The sequence below is a fragment of the Pseudomonas sp. MAFF 730105 genome (assembly GCF_055380705.1).
The window spans coordinates 5,769,288-5,787,764 of record NZ_AP018438.1 but is presented as its reverse complement, the minus strand read 5'-3'; the positions used below and the strand labels follow the sequence as shown (position 1 = coordinate 5,787,764).

The following is an 18,477-nucleotide window of genomic DNA, read 5'->3' as shown; positions in this document are numbered from 1 at the left end:
ATTATTTGATCTTCAACAGATCGTTGAATGCGCGGGCGCGGCGCGTCACTTCATGAGCGTTGTCGGCGCCGAAAAGGCCATGCACCACGGCCAGCAGGTCGACGCCGTGGGCCACCAGCGGGGCGGCATTGTCCAGGGTGATGCCGCCGATGGCGCACACCGGTACATGCAGTTTGAGGCGAGCCTGTTCGAGCAGTTCAAGGTTTGCGCTGGGCGCACCGGGCTTGGTGTTGGAGTTGAAGAAGCGGCCGAAGGCTACGTAGCTCGCGCCTTCAGCGGCGGCCTGTGCGGCCAGCTCCAGGCTGGCGTGGCAGGTGGACCCGATGATCGCCTTGTGCCCGAGCAATGCCCGTACCGGCGCCAGCGGCCCATCGGTCTGTCCCAAGTGCACGCCAACGCCCAGGCGCGCCGCCAGTTCGGCGTCGTCGTTGATGATCAACTGGGTCTTGTAGCGCTCGCACAGGTCGCGCAGGGCTTCGGCTTCCCGCAGGCGCCGGGCCTCGTCGCTGCTTTTATCGCGGTATTGCAGCAGGGTAACGCCGCCTTCCAGTGCCGCTTCTACATAGGCGAGAAATCTACCGGCCAGCAACTGGCTATCAGTGATGGCATAGAGGCCACGTAATTTCATTCCACTGCCCTCTGTTTCTGGCAAAAAATGTGACTGGCAAAAATGTTACGAGCAGAAATCCAACGGCAGGCGACGTGGCACGAACTGGCCTTTGCCCAGTTGTTCGGCGTCGCGCAGGGTGCGCCAGGTGTAATCCAGGGCGGTGCGCACGGCACTGGCGAGCTGTTCGCCTTGGGCCAGTCGACCGGCCAGGGCGCTGGCCAGGGTGCAACCGGAACCATGGTAGCTGCCGGGCAAGCGCTGGCAGGTAAACGTCTCGCGGTGTCCGTCGCGGCTGTACAGACGATTATGGACTTCATGTTCGTCGCCATGCCCGCCGGTGATCAACAGGTGCTTGACGAAGGGCAGCAGTTTTTCGGCGCACTCATCGGCGCTGCCTTCGGGCAGTTCGGCGAGGATGCGGGCTTCCGGCAGGTTCGGGGTGGCGATGATCGCCAGGGGCAGCAGGCGTTCGCGCATGGCGTAGCCGACTTCATCCTTGCCCAGGCGTCCGCCGCCGCCAGCGCGCAGCACCGGGTCGCAGACCATGGGCAGGTGCGGGTGCGCCTGGAGCAGTTCGACCACGGTGTCGACCATCTCCAGGGAGCCAAGCATGCCCAGCTTGACCGCCGCCACCGACGAATCGTTGAGCACGGCATTGGCTTGCGCCAGGACCCACTCGCGATCGAGTACGCGGAAGTCGCTTACGTTCACCGTGTCTTGCACGGTCAGCGCGGTAACGGCCGGGGCGGCATGGCAACCCTGGGCGAGAAGGGCTTCGATATCTGCCTGCAAGCCGGCGCCACCACTGGGGTCGTGGCCGGAGAGACAGAGGACAACGGGGCGAGAGCTGTAGATATTCATGGTGCGCGAGCTTACCACCAAACCCCTGTGGTCGGCGCCACCGATAAATTCCCCGTGCCATTGGGTTAGCGATGCGCCGCGGCAGCATGCAACTTGACCAAAGCAACAGCTCTATCTCAATGCTTTGCTCTGAAACGCCCGTTCTAGAGCCTTCTGCAAGAGAGATTTCAATGGTGCAAGTTGGCCATCAACGGCTATGCTAAGGATGGATCCAACTTAATAACAGGTAATGCCGGTTTTACGTCTACTCAGGGAATGGGGGGCTTCCTGACTCAACCGGACAGGCCACGCTGGGGCTTAAATGCGCTATTTGCTGATGTTGCTGCTGTGCTTGTCCCCTTTGGCAAGCGCCCTCGAATTCGACGAGTTCACCCAAAGCCTGCCCCTGGGCCAAGCGCTGCAAGTGTTCGAAGACGCAAACGGCACCGCCACCCTCGACGATGTGCTGGCCGAAGCCGCTGCCGGTCGCTTCAAGCCCCATGACAAGGAAACGCTGAATGCCGGTTACTCGCGGTCGGCGTTCTGGCTGAAAATCGACCTCCATTACCGTCCCCACAATGTGAATGCCCAGCGCACCTGGTTACTGGAGCTGGCCTATCCGCCCTTGGATCATCTCGATCTGTATCTGCCTGATACCAGCGGAGTCTACCGTCTGGTTCGCCAGACCGGCGATGCGCTGCCATTCAACGCCCGGGAAATTCGTCAGAACAGCTACCTGTTCAGCCTGGATTTTGTCCCCGATCAGCGCCAGACCGTTTATCTGCGCCTGCAGAGCCAGGGGTCGATCCAGGCGCCGCTGACCCTGTGGTCCAGCACTGCTTATCTCGAACAGCAGCCGGTGCGCTTGTATGTGCTGGGGATTATCTATGGCGTGCTGCTGGGCATGCTGGTGTACAACTTGTTCATCTACCTGAGTGTGCGGGACACCAGTTATCTCTATTACATCGTCTATATCGCCTCGTTCGGCCTGTACCAGTTGTCGGTCAACGGTGCCGCCGCCGAGTATTTCTGGCCGGACAACCCTTGGTGGACCAATGCCGCGACACCATTCTTCATCGGCTGCGCGGCTCTGTTCGGCAGTCAGTTTGCCCGCAGCTTCCTGCAAACCGCCCAACACAGTCGCTGGCTCGATCGCCTGTTGTTGGCGCTGATCGTCTTCAGCGCGGTGGTGGTGGGCCTGTCGCTGATGGCCAGTTACGCCCTGGCCCTGCGTCTGGCGACGGCGCTGGCGCTGGTGTTCACGGTGGTGATTTTTGCTGCCGGCCTGTTCGCCTGGTGGCGTGGGCTGAGGGTGGCGCGTTACTTCATCATTGCCTGGTCGGCGTTTTTGCTGGGAGGCATCGTCAATACCCTGATGGTGCTCGGTTATCTGCCGAACGTGTTCCTGACCATGTACGCCAGCCAGATCGGCTCGGCCATCGAAGTGGCGTTGTTGTCCCTGGCCCTGGCCGACCGCATCAATGCCATGCGTGAGCAACAGGCCCAGACCCTGCTGGATGCCGGGCAGAAGCTGGAAGTGCTCAACCAGCAACTGGCCCACGGTAACAAGCTCAAGGACGAATTTCTCGCGACCCTGACCCATGAACTGCGTACGCCCATGAATGGCGTCATCGGCTCGCTGGAGTTGATGGAAACCGTCGAGATGGACGAGGAGCTGACCCAATACCAACAGACCGCCGCCGGCTCGGCGCGGGACATGATGCGCATGGTCAACGGCATGCTGACCCTCACGGAATTGCAGGCCGGCAAGCTCAAGGTCAATCCGGCGCCGTTCAGCCTGCGCGGGATGCTCGATGTCTTGCAGGTGCAGTTCGCGGCCAGTGCGCAGGCCAAGGGCCTGGATTTCAAGGTCGATGTGGCGCCGGGTCTGGCGGATCGGTTGCTCGGTGACAGCTGCAAGTTGACCCAGTGCCTGGAATGCCTGCTGGACAACGCCATCAAATTCACCCGGGTGGGCGGCCTGGCCCTGCGAGTCAGCGGCAAACCGATGGAGCATGAACGCTGGGGGCTGTCCTTCGCCGTGATCGACACAGGGATCGGCTTCACCGATCTGGGCGAGGCGACCTTGTACCAGCGTTTCTTCCAGCTCGACGGTTCCATGACCCGTGAGTACGGCGGCCTGGGCGTGGGCCTGGCAATTTGTCGGCAGTTGGTGGGGTTGATGGGCGGCCGCTTGACCCATACGTCCGAGCCTGGGCGCGGCAGCCGCTTCCAGCTGGACATCGAATTTGAAATGGCTTTGCCGATGGCGAGCCCCACGCCGTTTCCGTTCAGCAAAAGACACGGCATGCGTCAGCCTCAGGACTGTACGGTGCTGCTGGCCGATGACGACAGCATCGATCAACTGGTCATGCGCGGCATGCTGCTCAAGCTGGGCTACCGGGTGCGCACCGCCGACAGTGGCCGTGGGGCGCTGGAAATGTTGCGGGACGGCAGTTTCGATGCCGTGGTGCTCGATTGCCAGTCGCCACCTTTGGACGGTGTGTCGGTCTGCTGCCAGATCCGTACCCTGGCCGGCTGTGAGGAGTTGCCGGTGCTGGTGGTCGGCCCGAACCTGGACCCGAATGGTTGTCCGGCGGGCGCCTTGGTCGATTACCTGGGCAAACCGGTGAAGTTCGAGGTTCTGCAGGCGATTTTGCAACGTCGCGTGCTGTGTCCGGGGCAGGGCGAAAGCGCCGACATTTAGGCGGGTATGACACTTTGTTCGGCCTGGAGGCAGTGCTTAACTGGTTCCTGCTGGCCGACCGAGGAGCGCTGTCATGAACCTGCACCAGTTCGCCGAAACCCACGACGTCACCAATCAGCCGCCCTCCCTGGACGGCGCCAACCTGTATCGCATCGACTTGCCGCTGCAGCAATGGTCGCAGCGTTTCGGTGCCGGCTGGGCCCAGGCACGGATCGATGAGTACGGTGGGTTGGCCGGCGGGCCGCTGATGGAGGCAGGGTTCCTGGCCAACCAGAACAAACCGGTATTCTCCAGCCATGACCGCTATGGTCACCGCGTTGATCTGGTGGAGTTCCATCCCGCTTATCACCAGCTGATGCGTACCGCCATCGAGCATGGCCTGCCCAGCCTGCCCTGGTCTCATCCGCAACCCGGCGCCCATGTGGCCCGGGCGTCGATGACGTATCTGCACAGCCAGGCCGAAGCCGGCACGGGCTGCCCGTTGACCATGACCTTTGCCAGTGTCCCGGCGCTGCGCTTGCAGCCGGACCTGGCTGAGCGCTGGATGCCGAAAGTGCTCGCCACCGAGTACGACCCGCGCAATGTCGGCATGGCCCACAAGGCCGGCGTTACCCTTGGCATGGCGATGACCGAAAAACAGGGCGGCACCGATGTGCGGGCCAACACCACCAAGGCTTTCCCGGTGGGCGCCCGGGGACCAGGCCAGGCCTATGAACTGGTGGGTCACAAGTGGTTCTGTTCGGCGCCGATGTGCGATGCCTTCCTGACCCTGGCCCAGACCGACAAGGGCCTGACCTGTTTCCTGTTGCCGCGCCATCGTCCGGACGACACCCGCAACCAGCTCTACATCCAGCGCCTGAAAAACAAGCTGGGCAACTGCTCCAATGCTTCCAGCGAAGTCGAGTTTCGCGGTGCCCTGGCCTGGATGATTGGTGAGGAGGGGCGCGGCGTGCCGACCATTATCGAGATGGTCGCCATGACCCGCTTCGATTGCATGGTCGGCTCCAGCGCCCTGATGCGCCAGGCGTTGACCCAGGCCAGCCATCACTGTGCCCATCGGACAGTCGGCGGCAGGCTGTTGAGTGAGCAGCCCTTGATGCAGAACGTGCTGGCCGACCTGGCGCTGGAAAGCGAGTCCGCGTTGGCCTTGAGTTTGCGCATGGGGCGGGCGCTGGATCACTTGAGTGACGAGCACGAAGCCAAGTTCGCCCGGCTGGTGACGGCAGTGGGCAAGTACTGGATCTGCAAGCGCGCCCCCGCGATGATCAATGAAGCTGCCGAGTGCATGGGGGGCGCCGGTTATGTCGAAGACAGCATCCTGCCGCGCCTGTACCGGGAGGCGCCGGTCAATTCAACGTGGGAAGGCTCCGGCAACGTGCAATGTCTCGATGTGTTGCGGGCCCTGTCCAAGGAACCTGGTGTGTTGGAGGTATTGTTCAATGAGTTGGGCGACGGCCACGGCGACAAGCGCCTGGCCAACCACATCCACCAATTACAGGCGGCGTTCAAGGACACCGACGATATCCAGTTTCGCGCCCGGCAATTGACCGAAGACATCGCCGTGGGCCTGCAAGCCAAGCTGTTGCTGGAGGCGGGCAACAGCGACGTCAGCGACGCCTTCATCGCCAGCCGCCTGGGTTCGACTGGCCGGGTCTACGGCGCCTTGCCGCGAGGGTTGAATGTGGAGGCCATCGTGACGCGTTCTACCCCGCAAGGGTTTTGAGAAGCTCGCGACAGGCACCAGCCCAATGTGGGGGCGAGCCTGCTCGCGATGGCGTCGGTACATCCGGCATCAATGCAAGCTGACCCACCGCCATCGCGAGCAGGCTCGCTCCCACAGGGGATTGGCGGTGAGCATGGAGGGCGTGTCCACCCGAGATCAGGGTGGGAGCGAGCCTGCTCGCGAAGGCGTCGGCCCATCCAACATCGATGCAAGTTGACCCGGCGCTGTCGCGAGTAGGCTCTCTCCCGCAGTGGAGCTCCGGTGGATGATCGAGGGTGTCCAGCACGCCACTGTTCCCGTAAGACGGCGATGCAGGCAAGATGAAGGTCTGCAAGTCAGAACACAGGAAGCTGATCGTGACCGAAGCGTTTATTGTCGTTCAAACCGCCGAACAAGCCGTGGATCGCCTGGCGGCCCTGCACGAGCGTGCGACCACCGCGCTGAACCAGGCGCTCATGCGCTACCTCAAGGACCGTATCGAGCCGGATGCCGAGCAACGTGCGCTGTTCCGCTATCCGGCGTTGCGGCTGACCTACCACTGCCACGGCGAGGTCCCGCAAACCACCCGCGCCTATGCCAAGGTCCAGTTGCCGGGCACCTACAGCGTCACCGTCACCCATCCTGCCGCGTTCCGTAAATACCTGCTCGAACAACTCGTCCCGCTGATGCATGACTTTACCGTCACCGTGGAAGTGGGCGTCAGCGAGCAGAACATTCCTTACCCGTATGTGGTGGAACAGGGCGATGAACTGGCCGGTTCCGGTGTGACGGCGGCGGTGCTGGCGCGGGTGTTCCCCAGCACCGACCTGTCGGCCGCCACCGATGGCATCGCCGACGGCCTCTATGACTGGGAGAACACCGACCCGCTGCCTCTGTCACTGTTCGACGCCGCCCGCGTGGATTTCTCCCTGCGTCGTCTCGTGCACTACACCGGCAGCGATTGGCGTCATGTGCAGCCGTGGATCCTGCTGACCAACTATCACCGTTATGTCGACCAGTTCATCGTCCATGGCCTGGAGCAATTGCGCAGCGACCCGCGCTTCGTACGCATGGTCCTGCCGGGCAATGTGATCATCGACAAGAACATGGACCACAGCGAAGCGTCGGCCATCGCCGCCGGCGTGGTCTGGCACCGTTACCAGATGCCGGCCTATCACCTGCAGGCCAACGACGGCCATGGCGTGACCCTGGTGAACATCGGTGTCGGCCCTTCCAATGCCAAGAACATCACCGACCACCTGGCCGTGCTGAGACCTCATTGCTGGCTGATGATCGGCCACTGCGGCGGGCTGCGGCAGTCCCAGACCATCGGCGACTACGTGCTGGCCCACGCCTACATGCGCCGTGATGGCATCCTCGACCGGGTGGTGCCACCGAATATCCCGATTCCTGCCTTGGCGGAAGTACAACTGGCGCTTCAGCAGGCTGCGGCGAATATCACCGGCGAAAAAGGCGATGAGCTGAAGAAACGCCTGCGTACCGGTACGGTGCTGACCTACGACGACCGCAACTGGGAGCTGCGCTGGGCCCAGGAGCGTCCGTTGATCAACCTGTCCCGCGCGGTGGCGGTGGACATGGAGAGTGGCACCATCGCCGCCCAGGGTTATCGCCTGCGGGTGCCCTATGGCACGTTGCTTTGCGTCTCGGACAAACCGCTGCACAGCGAAATCAAGCTGCCGGGCTCGGCCAACGCGTTCTATGAGCGGGCGGTCAACCAACACTTGAAAATCGGTATCGAGGCATTGGATCTGTTGCGCAACCAGCTCAATTCATTGCATTCGCGCAAACTGCGCAGCTTCGACGAGCCGCCGTTCCGCTGATACCGTTCGGACGGTAGTCATTTAACGGTCGGGCCACTAGCATGGTCGGCCCTGACCGTTAGTTAGATAGTGCCGCCATGTCCCGTCCTCCACGTCCCGTTTCCCGCCGCCCTGGCGTGAAACCCCCTGCATCCGCCGCGCGCCGGGTCGCGAAGGCGCCTCCGGCCGAGCCCAGGCTGATCCTGTTCAACAAGCCTTTCGATGTGCTGACCCAATTCAGCGATGGCGAGGGGCGAGCGACACTCAAGGATTTTATCGACATCCCGGGCATCTACCCGGCCGGGCGGCTGGATCGCGACAGCGAGGGGCTGTTGTTGCTGACCAACGACGGGCAATTGCAGGCACGTATCGCCGACCCCAAGCACAAACTGGCCAAGACTTACTGGGTGCAAGTGGAAGGCGAGCCAAGCGCTGAACAGGTGCAACGCCTGCGTGATGGCGTGGAGTTGAACGACGGCATGACGCTGCCCGCCGAGGCGCGCTTGCTGGACGAACCGCTGCTATGGCCGCGCAACCCGCCGGTGCGCTTTCGCAAAAGCGTGCCTACGAGTTGGCTGGAACTGGTCATACGCGAGGGGCGCAACCGCCAGGTACGACGGATGACCGCTGCCGTGGGGTTGCCGACGTTGCGGCTGGTGCGGGTCAGGATTGGCGATTGGACGATCGAAGGGCTTGATCAGGGCCAGTGGAAAGAGGTCCCGGCGCGCCTATAGCGCCCCGGACTCGATCAGGCCGATCACCACGCTCTTGATGACGAACGCCGCCACGCCGAGCCCCAGCACGAAAAACAGGATGAACGAACCGAAACGCCCGGCCTTGGACTTCTTCGCCAGATCCCAGACGATGAAGCCCATGAAAATGATCAGAATGCTGACCAGGCCGGTCATCATCCACTCTTCGAAAACAGCAGGATCCATCGAAACACTCCGGCGTGGGCGGGGTTGGAAAGGCGGGGCGAGTATACGGCATGGGGGCCGGGCGAGGGATTGACCTGCGGCGGTGTGTCGCAGCTATTCATCGCCTTCTCGATGGTGTGACTGCCCCGGACCCTGTGGGAGCCGAGCTTGCTCGCGATGGCGGTGGATCAGCCAAGTCATTGTCGACTGTAATGCCGCCATCGCGAGCAAGCTCGGCTCCTACAGTGGTTGAGGCGGTTTCAACTGCGCAGATGAGTCAACGGCAATTCGGTACTGCTGAGCACCTGGTTCAGCACGAAACTCGAGCGCACGCTGGTGACGCCGTCGATCCGGGTCAGGTGGCCCAGCAGCAGTTTCTGGTAATGGTCCATGTCCGGCACCACCACCTTGAGCTGGTAGTCCGCGTCCATGCCGGTCACCAGGCTGCACTCGAGCACTTGCGGCAGGTTGCGAATCGCGGCTTCGAAGTTTTCGAAGCGTTCGGGGGTGTGACGGTCCATGCCTATCAGCACGTAGGCGGTCAGGCTCAGTCCGAGCATTTTGCGGTCGAGCAACGCGACCTGGCGGGTAATGTAGCCGTCGTCTTCCAACTGTTTGACCCGCCGCGAACAGGGCGAGGGTGACAGGCCGATGCGCTCGGCCAGTTCCTGATTGGAGATGCGCGCGTCGCGCTGCAATTCCGCCAGAATGCTCAGGTCGTAACGGTCGAGTTTGCTCATCGGTCGGGCCTTTATCTTGATAATTGCGTGGGATTATCTATCCGGGGGTAAAAATTGCGCAAGCGATGTTTAATTGAGCAATCTTCGCAATCATCTGTCGCCGGCCCAGGCCTATTCTTATCACCAAGATCACTGCTCGGACAAACAGTCCAATGCAGCCCGCCCAAGCAGGCCGGCTGCGGTCGCGGCACCCACCGGTGCCTGGTAGCCAGACAGGCCACTCATGACCCCCGAGCTGCACACTGTCCAGAAGACGGCGTGAGGTGAGCCGACGCCACAAGCGTCGAGCACGGACGAAGTTCTCAAGGGGAGGCCGACGGGTCTCCCTTTTTTAATGCCTGCGAAATAAGTGGCGCTGCTGATAATCTGGTGCAGAACCGGCCTGGGCTTTTCCCAGTCTTATCATCAGGCCCTGAACCGTTGTGAGGAATAACATGAAGTCGCGCATCTGGCGTCTGGCAGGTGTTGGTTTGTTGTGGGCAAGTGTCAGTGCGCAAGGGATGGCCGATGATCAGCAGAATCGTGGTGGCCCCGACGGTGATCGAGGACACGACGGACGCGGCGGCAACGGTCAGGGGTACTCTGGCCAGCCGCGGCCCCAGAGCAACGAAATCATCCGTGGCGACAACAGCCGCCAATTCGAACCCGGCGCCCAGCGCCAGGGTGGCCCATCCTATGACCGATCACCCCAGGATCCCAACGGTCATGGTCGTCCGCCGCAACAGCAGCAGCCGGGCAACAACCTGCCGATCCAGGGCCGGCCCGACAGCGTGACCCAGACTCGGGAGCCGCAACCGGGTTACTACCGCGATATCCCGCGCCGCAGCGACGGTTATCCGAGCAATCGGCCACGCCCCGAGCATGACAATCGTCCAGATCAGCACTGGGCCGGTCGCCCGGACGGGCATGGCAATGGTTGGGGGCCGGGGCCGCAATATCGTCCCGGTTATGTCATCGACCGCTTCCCGGATCGCAATTACCGTGTGCCCTATCGTGGCCAGGACTACTTCTTCTCGGGTGGCTATTGGTATCGCCCGCAAGGACCACGCTATGTCGTGGTGCAGCCGCCTCGGGGCATCCGCACCCGTTACCTGCCCGACTATGCCCGGGAAGTCTGGATCGGCAGCTCGCTGTTCTTCCTCGCCGCCGGTGCTTATTACATCTACGAAGCCAACACCCAGGACTACGTCGTGGTCGACGCGCCGGTTGCCAATCCGCAGCCACAACCCCAGGGCAACAGTTTCGATGTGGTGGCCTATCCAGCCAACGGTCAGTCTCCCGAGCAGGTCAACCAGGATGGCTACGAGTGTTATCGCTGGGCGGTGCAGCAGAGCGGCTTCGATCCGCGCAGCTACACCTATCCGCCCGCGCCGGAAGTGGTGCAGACCTACCGGCAGGCCCAGGGGAGTTGCTTGAGCAGTCGTGGATATCAGGTGAGTTACTGAGGTTTGTTTGTTCAGTAAAAAAGACTGGGTGCTGAAAGCCACAAACCTGTGGGAGCAAAGCTTGCTCGCGATTGGGTCAGTCAGTCGACAACAATGTTGGCTGATCGGCCGCTATCGCGAGCAAGCTTTACTCCCACAGAGGTGAAGCGCATCAGGCGCTGGCGGTTTTCACCACTTCCGACGGATCGGCGTGCACCAGCACTTCGGCCTTCGGATAGGCGCGGTGGATCGCATCGGCGGCCTGGTCGCTGAGGCCGTGGGCCACTGACAGGGTCAGCTCTCCAGGCAGTTCCAGATGCAGTTGCACGAACCAGTGGTTGCCGGAAATCCGCGTGCGCAAGTCATGGGCACCCAGCACGCCGGGCACGGCACAGGCCAGTTCCAGCATGTGCTGGCTGACGTTGGGCGGCAGTTCTTCGTCCATCAGCACGGCGAAACTTTCCCGGGCGATCTGGATGGCGCTCCAGAGAATGTAGACGGCGATGCCCAGGCCGAACCAGGCGTCGAGTTGATACCAGCCGAACCCGGCCAGCAGCAGTGCCACCAGGATGCTGCCGTTGAACAACAGGTCGGAACGGTAATGCAGCGAGTCGGCGCGAACGGCGTTGGAGCCCGTGGCGCGGATGACCCGGTGTTGCAACGCCAGCAGCGCCAGGGTCAGGGCCAGGGAAAACACGATCACGCCGACACTGAGCCAGGGCGCCTCCACCGGGACCGGGTTTTTCAGGCGCTCGAACGCCTGCAGGGCAATCAACACGGCGCTGCCGCCAATGAACAGCGCCTGGGCCATGCCGGCCAAGGATTCGGCCTTGCCATGACCGTAGCGATGATCGGCGTCGGCGGGACGCAAGGCGTAATGCACCGCCAGCAGGTTGAGCAGCGAGGTGACGCCGTCCAAGGCCGAGTCGGTCAGGCCGGCGAGCATGCTCACCGAACCGCTCAGCCACCAGGCCAGTGCCTTGGCGATAATCAGGATCGACGCCACGGCCACCGAGGCGCGGGTGGCCAGGCGTAGCAGGCGAGCGTGTTCGGGAGTGGTGGTCATGGCGCGGTCGTTCCTTCAGTGGCGCCCGTCATGCGGCCGGTTTGAGTCCGAGGGCGGCCAGTTGCTGCGCGCTGCCCTTGTGCTGGATCAGCCGTGGATCGTCCAGGGGGAAGCTGCGGCCCAGTTCGCTTTCCAGAATGGCCTGCAATTTATGGTTGTCGACGCTGCCGTCAGGGTTGACGGCCTGCTTGAGCTTTTCCGGCGCGATCTGGGCGGTCTTGCCCGGCTCGAAGTAAATGGCGCCGGTGGCGAAGTCCACCGCGAACGCGATCAGGCCGGGAATGATGTAGAACAGCAGGCCGACGGCGTCGAGCGCGGCAATGGCCGGGTCGATCTTGCCGTCGATCTGGCCGCGACGGTCAGGGTAGAAGATCGAGCCGCAGGCGCTGACCTGGGTCAGCAGGGTGGCGACCAGGACACCACCGATCACGCGAAAGGGAATACGCATAACAATCTCCTGAGCAGGTAAGGGCGTTGTGGGTTTGAGTCCAGACCACGCCAAACAGTTCGCCGTTATACTCGGCCCTCTGTTTTGGAGCCAGCATGATTTCTTTGCCGATTGATGAAGTTTTACCAACCCTGCGTCAAGCCTTGGCATCGCGCCACGAAGCTGTGCTCGAAGCGCCGCCCGGTGCCGGTAAAACCACCCGCGTTCCCCTGGCCTTGTTGAACGAGCCGTGGCTGGCCGGACAGACCATCCTGATGCTCGAACCCCGACGCCTGGCGGCACGGGCGGCGGCGGAGCGATTGGCCAGTGAGTTGGGTGAAAAGGTCGGTGAAACCGTCGGCTACCGGATTCGCCTGGACAGCAAGGTTGGCCCAGGCACCCGCATTGAAGTGGTTACCGAAGGGATTCTCACCCGCCGCCTGCAGGACGATCCGGCATTGGAAGGTGTGGGGCTGCTGATTTTCGATGAGTTCCACGAGCGTAGCCTCGACGCCGACCTGGCCCTGGCCTTGAGCCTCAACGGCCGGGAGCTGTTTCGCGAAGACCTGCCGCTGAAGATTCTGCTGATGTCGGCGACCCTGGAAGGTGAGCGCCTGGCCGGCTTGCTGGACGACGCGCCGATCCTGCGCAGTGAAGGGCGGATGTTCCCAGTGACGGTGCGTTGGGGCCGGCCATTCCAGCCCGGCGAGTTCATCGAGCCACGGCTGGTACAGACCATACTCGAAGCGTTGCACGATGAAACCGGCAGCGTGCTGGTGTTCTTGCCCGGACAGGCGGAGATCCGTCGGGTTCACCAGCAACTGGTCGAGGCCCTGGGCGAGGGCGGTAACGTGTTGCTGTGTCCCCTGCACGGTGAACTGGATCTCGCGGCCCAGCGTGCCGCCATCGACCCAGCGCCTCCTGGCCAGCGCAAAGTGGTGCTGGCAACCAACATCGCCGAAACCAGCCTGACCATCAACGGCGTCCGGGTGGTGGTCGATGCCGGGCTGGCCCGGGTTCCACGTTTCGACCCGGGCAGCGGCATGACACGTCTCGACACCCAGCGCATTTCCCGGGCCAGCGCTACTCAGCGGGCCGGTCGGGCCGGGCGATTGGAGCCGGGGGTGTGCTATCGGTTGTGGTCCGAAGACCAGCACGAACAACTGGCCGCCTATGGCAGCGCGGAGATCCTTTCGGCGGACCTGGCCGGGCTGGCCTTGCAACTGGGGCGCTGGGGCGTGACGCCGCAGCAATTGGTCTGGCTCGACGTGCCGCCCGGCGCCGCCTACGCCCAGGCGCAGGACCTGCTGCAGCGCCTGGGCGCGCTGGACGGCGAGCAACTGACTCGTCACGGCCAGGCCATGGCCGAACTGCCGGCCCACCCGCGTATCGCTCATTTATTGTTGCGCGGGCAGGCGCTGGGGCTGGCGGACATGGCCTGCAACGTCGCGGCGTTGTTGGGCGAACGGGACATTCTCAGGGGCGCCGGCGCGGATTTGCACAGTCGTCTGGCCTTGCTGTCCGGCGAAGAGCGGGCGGCGCGAGGTGCGCAAGGTGGCGTGACGCGGGCGCGGCAACTGGCCCGGCAGTATCGCGGCTATTTGCGGGGCAAGGCCGAAGAAGCGGTGGCCGATCCCGATCATCCGCGTTGGCTCGGGGCGCTGCTGGCGTTGGCCTACCCGGATCGGGTCGCGCAGCAGCGACGATCCGGCGGCGCGGAGTACCGCTTGGCCAACGGCCGTGCGGCGCTGTTTGCCGAGGCCGACAGCCTGATGAAGCAGCCGTGGCTGGTGATCGCCGATCTCGGCAGCCGCCAGGGCCAGCGTGAAGAGCGGATCTACCTGGCAACGGATTTCGACCCGGCGCTGTTCGATTCCGTACTGGCCGAGCAGGTGCACACGGTGGATCAACTGGACTGGGACGAGCGCGAAGGCGTGCTGCGGGCCGAGCGCCAGCGCAAGGTCGGCGAACTGGTGCTCAGCCGCGAACCGCTGACCGGCCTGGATGAGTCCGCCCGTAGCCAGGCCCTGGTGAACCTGGTGCGGCGCAAGGGTCTGGAATTACTGCCCTGGACGCCGGAACTGCGGCAATGGCAGGCGCGGGTGGCACTGCTGCGTCGACTGGACCTGGACGCCAAGGGCGAAAGCGAATGGCCCGACGTCAGCGACAAAGCGTTGCTCGGCAGTCTTGAACATTGGCTGATGCCGTATCTGGGCCGAGTCTCGCGCCTCAGCCATTTTGCCAACCTGGACCTGTCGAGCATCGTTCACAACCTGCTGCCCTGGCCGTTGCCGCAGCGGTTGGACGAGCAAGCACCCCATCACTTGAGCGTGCCCTCGGGTTCGTCGATCCGCGTGGACTACAGCGAATACCCGCCGATCCTGGCGGTGCGCTTGCAGGAACTGTTCGGCCTGGCCGAGACTCCGCGCATCGCCGGCGGACGCCAGGTGGTCAAGCTGCACCTGTTGTCACCGGCACGCCGGCCGGTGCAGGTGACCCAGGACCTGGCGAACTTCTGGCGCAGCACCTACGCCGAAGTGAAGAAGGACCTCAAGGGACGTTATCCCAAGCATTACTGGCCGGATGATCCGCTGGTGGCGGAGGCGACGGCGCGGGTCAAGCCGCGTAAGTGAACAGACGTTAATCCGAGTGGACCCGAACCCTGTGGGAGCCCGCTCGCGATGGCTATCTGTCAGTCACATCAAAACTGGCTGAGCACCCGCTATCGCGAGCAGGCTCGCTCCCACATGGGCTCCGGGCTGGCCGCACGATCGTTATTCACCGCAGGATTCCTGTGGGAGCGAGCCTGCTCGCGATAGCGGCCTATCAGTCGCATAGAAGTTGGCTGACACAGTGCATTCGCGAGCAGACTCGTTGCCACAGGTCTGCGGCTATGGCGTAACGGGCAGCAGGAACCGCGCAATCACCGGCAAATGATCAGAGATGCGCAAGGTATCGTCCTGCCGCACCTGGGCCTCGACCCGTTTGATACGCGGGCTGTAGAACAGGTAGTCGACGGTGCGGTCCGGGCCGTTGAGGCCGGGGTCGTTCGGGTAGTGGGTCAGCCAGTGCGCACGGTCGATGCCGCTGGCCTCGTTGTTGGTGGGAATCATCGGGTACTTGTCCCACAGCAGGTGCAGCGGGCTGTCGGCGGAGTAGGGGGTGCGCTGTTCGGGCGGCAGGCGCAGGTACTGCCCCAGGGGCAGCAGGTTGAAGTCGCCGCCGATCAGCCAGGGCATGCCTCGGGATTCGAACTTGTCCAGGGCCTGGGCCACGGCAGTGACCTGCTTGGGCAGGGTTTCGTCCGGCTGCGTGGCCCGCTCCAGATGCGTGTTGAGCACGGCCAGTTGGCTGCCATCGCTCAGCGGCATGTAGCTCACCAGCAGGGCATTCTTCGGTTGGAACTGGCGGCTGATGAAGTTGGCCTCGGCCACCGGCAGTTGCACCCGTTCGGCATGATCGATGCGGTAGCGGCTCAGCGTTGCCAGTTGTCGACCGACGCTGCCGAAGATATGGGGGCTGGGTATGAAATCGGCCTTCCAGTCGAAGGCGCTGGTGCTGCAGGGGTAAAGGTCGGCGAGCCGCTCCTGCAATAACTTGAGCTGGTCCTGGTAGTCGCTGGCCTTGGCGCCGTTGTCCAGTTCCTGCAGCAGGACGATGCCGGGTTGTTCGTCACGGATGACCCGTGCCACTTCGTCGAGGCTGAAGGCCATGTCTTCCAGGGTCGGGCTTTCATCGTCGCCTTGGGCCAGGTCGTGCCAGAACACGTAGCGCTTGCCAGCCAGGAACTGGACGTTCCAGGTCATCACCTTGACCGCCTGACCGGGCATCAGCGGTGCGGCGCTGGCGGTACAACTGACCGGCAGTGCTTCCCGGGCATGTGGGCGCCAGGTCAGGCTATAGATCGACAGGGCGGCCAGGCAAAGCACCGACAACAGGCCCAGCAGGGTGTAGCGCAGTAGGCGGGTCATGGCTCGGGTTTTTCCCCGACCAGCATGAATATCCGGAACAGCACCACGCTGGTGAACAGTTGCAGGAAGCTGTGAACGCTGTCGATCAACAGGCCTAGCCAGGGGTTCTGGGGCGGTGGGTACACCGAGACGCTGGCGCCCTTGAGCAGCCACAGCGGGCCCATCACGCCCATGATGCACAACAGGATCCGCCAGAACTGGCCGCGACTCATGCGCAGGCTTTCCTTCATCGCCGCCAACGGCGCCAGGCCTCGGAGCACCAGCAGGTATTCGCTGAACGCCAGGGTCACCATCAGCCACAGGCCCGGCAGGATGTACAACGATATGCCCAGCAGGATCAGCAGCGTGTTGAGAGCGGTCAGCAGCGCGAAGCGCGGCCAGAGGGTGAGGGCCGCGGCGAGGAGGTCGCGAATGTGCGGCGATTCGCCTCGGCTACGGGCGTCGAGAAACAGGATCAGCGCAGCGGTGTACACCGGATACACCAGCAGCCCGACGATCACGCTATAGCCGGGAAAGCCATCCGGGCCGACGGCGCGGTCGACGGCTTGTTGCAGCACGGCCTCGAGTATCACCAGTGGCAGGCACAGCTGGGCGATCCGGCCCAGATGGCGCTTGAAGAAATACAAAGAGTCACGCAGCACGTCAAACGGATTCATGAGTCGGGATCGCAGGTCCAGAAGCGGTCCGACACTTTAACCGATCAGGCACCCGCACTAGCAAACGTAAACATCAGGTAAAGACCATTGAATCCTTCGCGGCAAGCCCCATTACTGGTGGGCACCGGTTCTGCGGAACCGGCTTGGTTTTCTACCCGGCAATCTGATGAGGTCGCCATGAACAGCGAAGAACAAACCCTGATCGATGGACTGTTTTCACGGCTGCAACAGGCCGAAAAGGATTCAGGCCCGCGCGATGCCCAGGCCGAGGCGCGGATCAAGGAGCATCTGGCCAGCCAGCCCTCGGCCGGCTATTTCATGGCCCAGGCGATTCTGGTGCAAGAGGCGGCAATCAAGCGCCTCGACGAGCAGAACAGGCAACTGACCGAGCAAGTCCAGCAACTGCAGGCGGACCTGCAGAACGCCCGCAGCCAGCCTTCGGCACCCAGTGGGGGCGGTGGTTTCCTCTCGAGTATTTTCGGGGGCAGCAGTCGTGATTCGCGACCAGCCCCTGCTCCAAGCGCTCCGGCAACCGGCGGTGGCGGCTGGCGCGAGCCGGCGCGGCCATCCTTCAACAATGCCCCGGCTCAGCAGGGCTTCGGTGCGCCGCCAGCGGGCTATGGTGCCCCGCAACAACAAGCCCCGGCGGCGAGCAGCTTTCTGGGTGGCGCCCTGAAAACCGCAGCCGGCGTGGCCGGTGGCGTGATGCTGGCGCAAGGTATCAGCAGTCTGTTCCACAGCGGCCAGCAGCCCCAGGAGATCGTCGAGATCATCAAGGAAGAGCCGGCCCAACCGGTCAACGACGTGGGTAACAGCGGCGACAACGGTTGGGGCGACGACCAGCGCATGGCTGACAACGATCGCTACGGCAACGACCAGGGCGGTTTCAGCGACGCGGACTACAGCGACGACTCTTCATTCTTTGGCGACGACGATTCTTTCGTCTGACCTGCCATTCGTCCGGGGTGCCCACGCGCCTCGGACCGATTATTCGCGGAATCCTCCTTCGGGCTGGCATACTGGGCGCCTTTTCGGGCCTGGTGGCCATATCGGCCACCAATGCCTGACCCAGAGCCTGCGCGCTTGTGCATTCAAGAGGAACCGCGGTGAAGAAAATCGCAGTGTTCGCCGATGTTCAGAACCTCTATTACACCGTGCGCCAGGCCTATGGTTGTCACTTCAACTACGCCGCCCTGTGGGCCGACGTCAGCAAACAAGGGCAGATCGTCGAGGCCTACGCCTATGCGATCGATCGCGGTGACAGCAAGCAGCAGCAATTCCAGCAGATCCTGCGCAACCTGGGTTTCACCGTGAAGCTCAAGCCCTATATCCAGCGCAGCGATGGCTCGGCCAAGGGCGATTGGGACGTGGGCATCACGCTGGACATCATGGACGCCGCCGACCATGTCGACGAGATAGTGCTGGCCTCGGGTGACGGCGACTTCGACATGCTGCTCGAACGCATCATCAGCAAGCACGGTGTGCAGGCGGTGGCGTACGGCGTGCCGGGGCTGACGGCCAACTCGCTGATCCGCGCCGCCAGCCGCTATGTGCCCATCGAAGGCGCGCTGTTGCTCAAGAATTGATCGTTACGGAG

At 63.1% G+C, this 18,477-nt stretch carries 16 protein-coding genes; 8 read left to right on the top strand and 8 right to left on the bottom strand.

From position 1 onward, the window contains the following. Position 1: 1 nt before the first annotated feature. Complete coding sequence (thiE, locus tag PCOSP_RS25370) at positions 2-628, bottom strand: thiamine phosphate synthase (protein ID WP_464709753.1); 627 nt, start codon at positions 626-628, stop codon at positions 2-4. Positions 629-673: 45 nt separating this feature from the next. Beyond that, positions 674-1,471: a hydroxymethylpyrimidine/phosphomethylpyrimidine kinase gene (locus tag PCOSP_RS25365; protein ID WP_139649240.1), complete on the bottom strand. Its 798-nt coding sequence runs from the start codon at positions 1,469-1,471 to the stop codon at positions 674-676. Positions 1,472-1,772: 301 nt separating this feature from the next. Between PCOSP_RS25365 and PCOSP_RS25360 the strand changes: the two genes are divergently transcribed. The 4 genes from PCOSP_RS25360 to PCOSP_RS25345 all read left to right on the top strand — a co-directional run bounded on the left by PCOSP_RS25360 (position 1,773) and on the right by PCOSP_RS25345 (position 8,413). Next, the gene (locus tag PCOSP_RS25360; protein WP_464709752.1) at positions 1,773-4,157 is read left to right on the top strand and encodes a 7TM diverse intracellular signaling domain-containing protein; all 2,385 of its coding nucleotides are present in this window, start codon (positions 1,773-1,775) and stop codon (positions 4,155-4,157) included. 73 nt (positions 4,158-4,230) lie between these two features. Beyond that, a complete protein-coding gene (locus tag PCOSP_RS25355; RefSeq protein WP_464709751.1) occupies positions 4,231-5,880 on the top strand; it encodes an acyl-CoA dehydrogenase family protein in 1,650 nt (549 codons plus the stop codon). A gap of 320 nt (positions 5,881-6,200) precedes the next feature. Then, entirely contained in the window at positions 6,201-7,700 is a 1,500-nt protein-coding gene (gene amn / locus PCOSP_RS25350) for an AMP nucleosidase (protein ID WP_175363881.1), read from the top strand. 77 nt (positions 7,701-7,777) lie between these two features. Next, positions 7,778-8,413, top strand: coding sequence for a pseudouridine synthase (locus tag PCOSP_RS25345; protein ID WP_139649247.1), 636 nt, complete (start codon positions 7,778-7,780; stop codon positions 8,411-8,413). Here the strand turns inward: PCOSP_RS25345 and PCOSP_RS25340 are convergent. Together PCOSP_RS25340 and PCOSP_RS25335 are read right to left on the bottom strand one after the other, a co-directional pair. Continuing rightward, complete coding sequence (locus PCOSP_RS25340; protein ID WP_003185724.1) at positions 8,408-8,617, bottom strand: DUF2788 domain-containing protein; 210 nt, start codon at positions 8,615-8,617, stop codon at positions 8,408-8,410. The two genes, PCOSP_RS25345 and PCOSP_RS25340, sit on opposite strands and share 6 nt — an antisense overlap. 239 nt (positions 8,618-8,856) lie before the next feature. Next, positions 8,857-9,336: an Lrp/AsnC family transcriptional regulator gene (locus tag PCOSP_RS25335; RefSeq protein ID WP_024780290.1), complete on the bottom strand. Its 480-nt coding sequence runs from the start codon at positions 9,334-9,336 to the stop codon at positions 8,857-8,859. 434 nt (positions 9,337-9,770) lie between these two features. Here PCOSP_RS25335 and PCOSP_RS25330 point away from each other — a divergent pair, with 434 nt between their 5' ends. Next, positions 9,771-10,781, top strand: coding sequence for a DUF6515 family protein (locus PCOSP_RS25330; RefSeq protein ID WP_139649248.1), 1,011 nt, complete (start codon positions 9,771-9,773; stop codon positions 10,779-10,781). A 151-nt stretch (positions 10,782-10,932) separates the two neighbouring features. On the opposite strand, the gene PCOSP_RS25325 is transcribed toward PCOSP_RS25330, so the two are convergent. Both PCOSP_RS25325 and PCOSP_RS25320 read right to left on the bottom strand, forming a co-directional pair. Beyond that, positions 10,933-11,826, bottom strand: a complete 894-nt coding sequence (locus tag PCOSP_RS25325) for a cation diffusion facilitator family transporter (protein ID WP_464709750.1) — start codon at positions 11,824-11,826, stop codon at positions 10,933-10,935. Positions 11,827-11,854: 28 nt separating this feature from the next. Further along, positions 11,855-12,274 carry a hypothetical protein gene (locus PCOSP_RS25320; RefSeq protein WP_024780293.1) on the bottom strand — a complete coding sequence of 140 codons (420 nt, stop codon included), beginning with the start codon at positions 12,272-12,274 and terminating at the stop codon, positions 11,855-11,857. A 95-nt stretch (positions 12,275-12,369) separates the two neighbouring features. Here PCOSP_RS25320 and hrpB point away from each other — a divergent pair, with 95 nt between their 5' ends. Further along, the gene (gene hrpB / locus PCOSP_RS25315; protein ID WP_464709749.1) at positions 12,370-14,886 is read left to right on the top strand and encodes an ATP-dependent helicase HrpB; all 2,517 of its coding nucleotides are present in this window, start codon (positions 12,370-12,372) and stop codon (positions 14,884-14,886) included. Positions 14,887-15,144: 258 nt separating this feature from the next. On the opposite strand, the gene PCOSP_RS25310 is transcribed toward hrpB, so the two are convergent. Together PCOSP_RS25310 and PCOSP_RS25305 are read right to left on the bottom strand one after the other, a co-directional pair. Further along, positions 15,145-16,224, bottom strand: a complete 1,080-nt coding sequence (locus tag PCOSP_RS25310) for an endonuclease/exonuclease/phosphatase family protein (protein ID WP_464709748.1) — start codon at positions 16,222-16,224, stop codon at positions 15,145-15,147. Further along, a complete protein-coding gene (locus tag PCOSP_RS25305) occupies positions 16,221-16,880 on the bottom strand; it encodes a hypothetical protein (RefSeq protein WP_139649255.1) in 660 nt (219 codons plus the stop codon). Before PCOSP_RS25305 ends, PCOSP_RS25310 begins: the two co-directional genes overlap by 4 nt. Positions 16,881-17,057: 177 nt before the next feature. On the opposite strand from PCOSP_RS25305, the gene PCOSP_RS25300 reads away from it, so the two are divergent. After that, entirely contained in the window at positions 17,058-17,828 is a 771-nt protein-coding gene (locus PCOSP_RS25300; protein WP_139649257.1) for a DUF2076 domain-containing protein, read from the top strand. 158 nt (positions 17,829-17,986) lie between these two features. Continuing rightward, positions 17,987-18,466 carry a LabA-like NYN domain-containing protein gene (locus PCOSP_RS25295; RefSeq protein WP_139649259.1) on the top strand — a complete coding sequence of 160 codons (480 nt, stop codon included), beginning with the start codon at positions 17,987-17,989 and terminating at the stop codon, positions 18,464-18,466. Positions 18,467-18,477 lie beyond the last annotated feature (11 nt).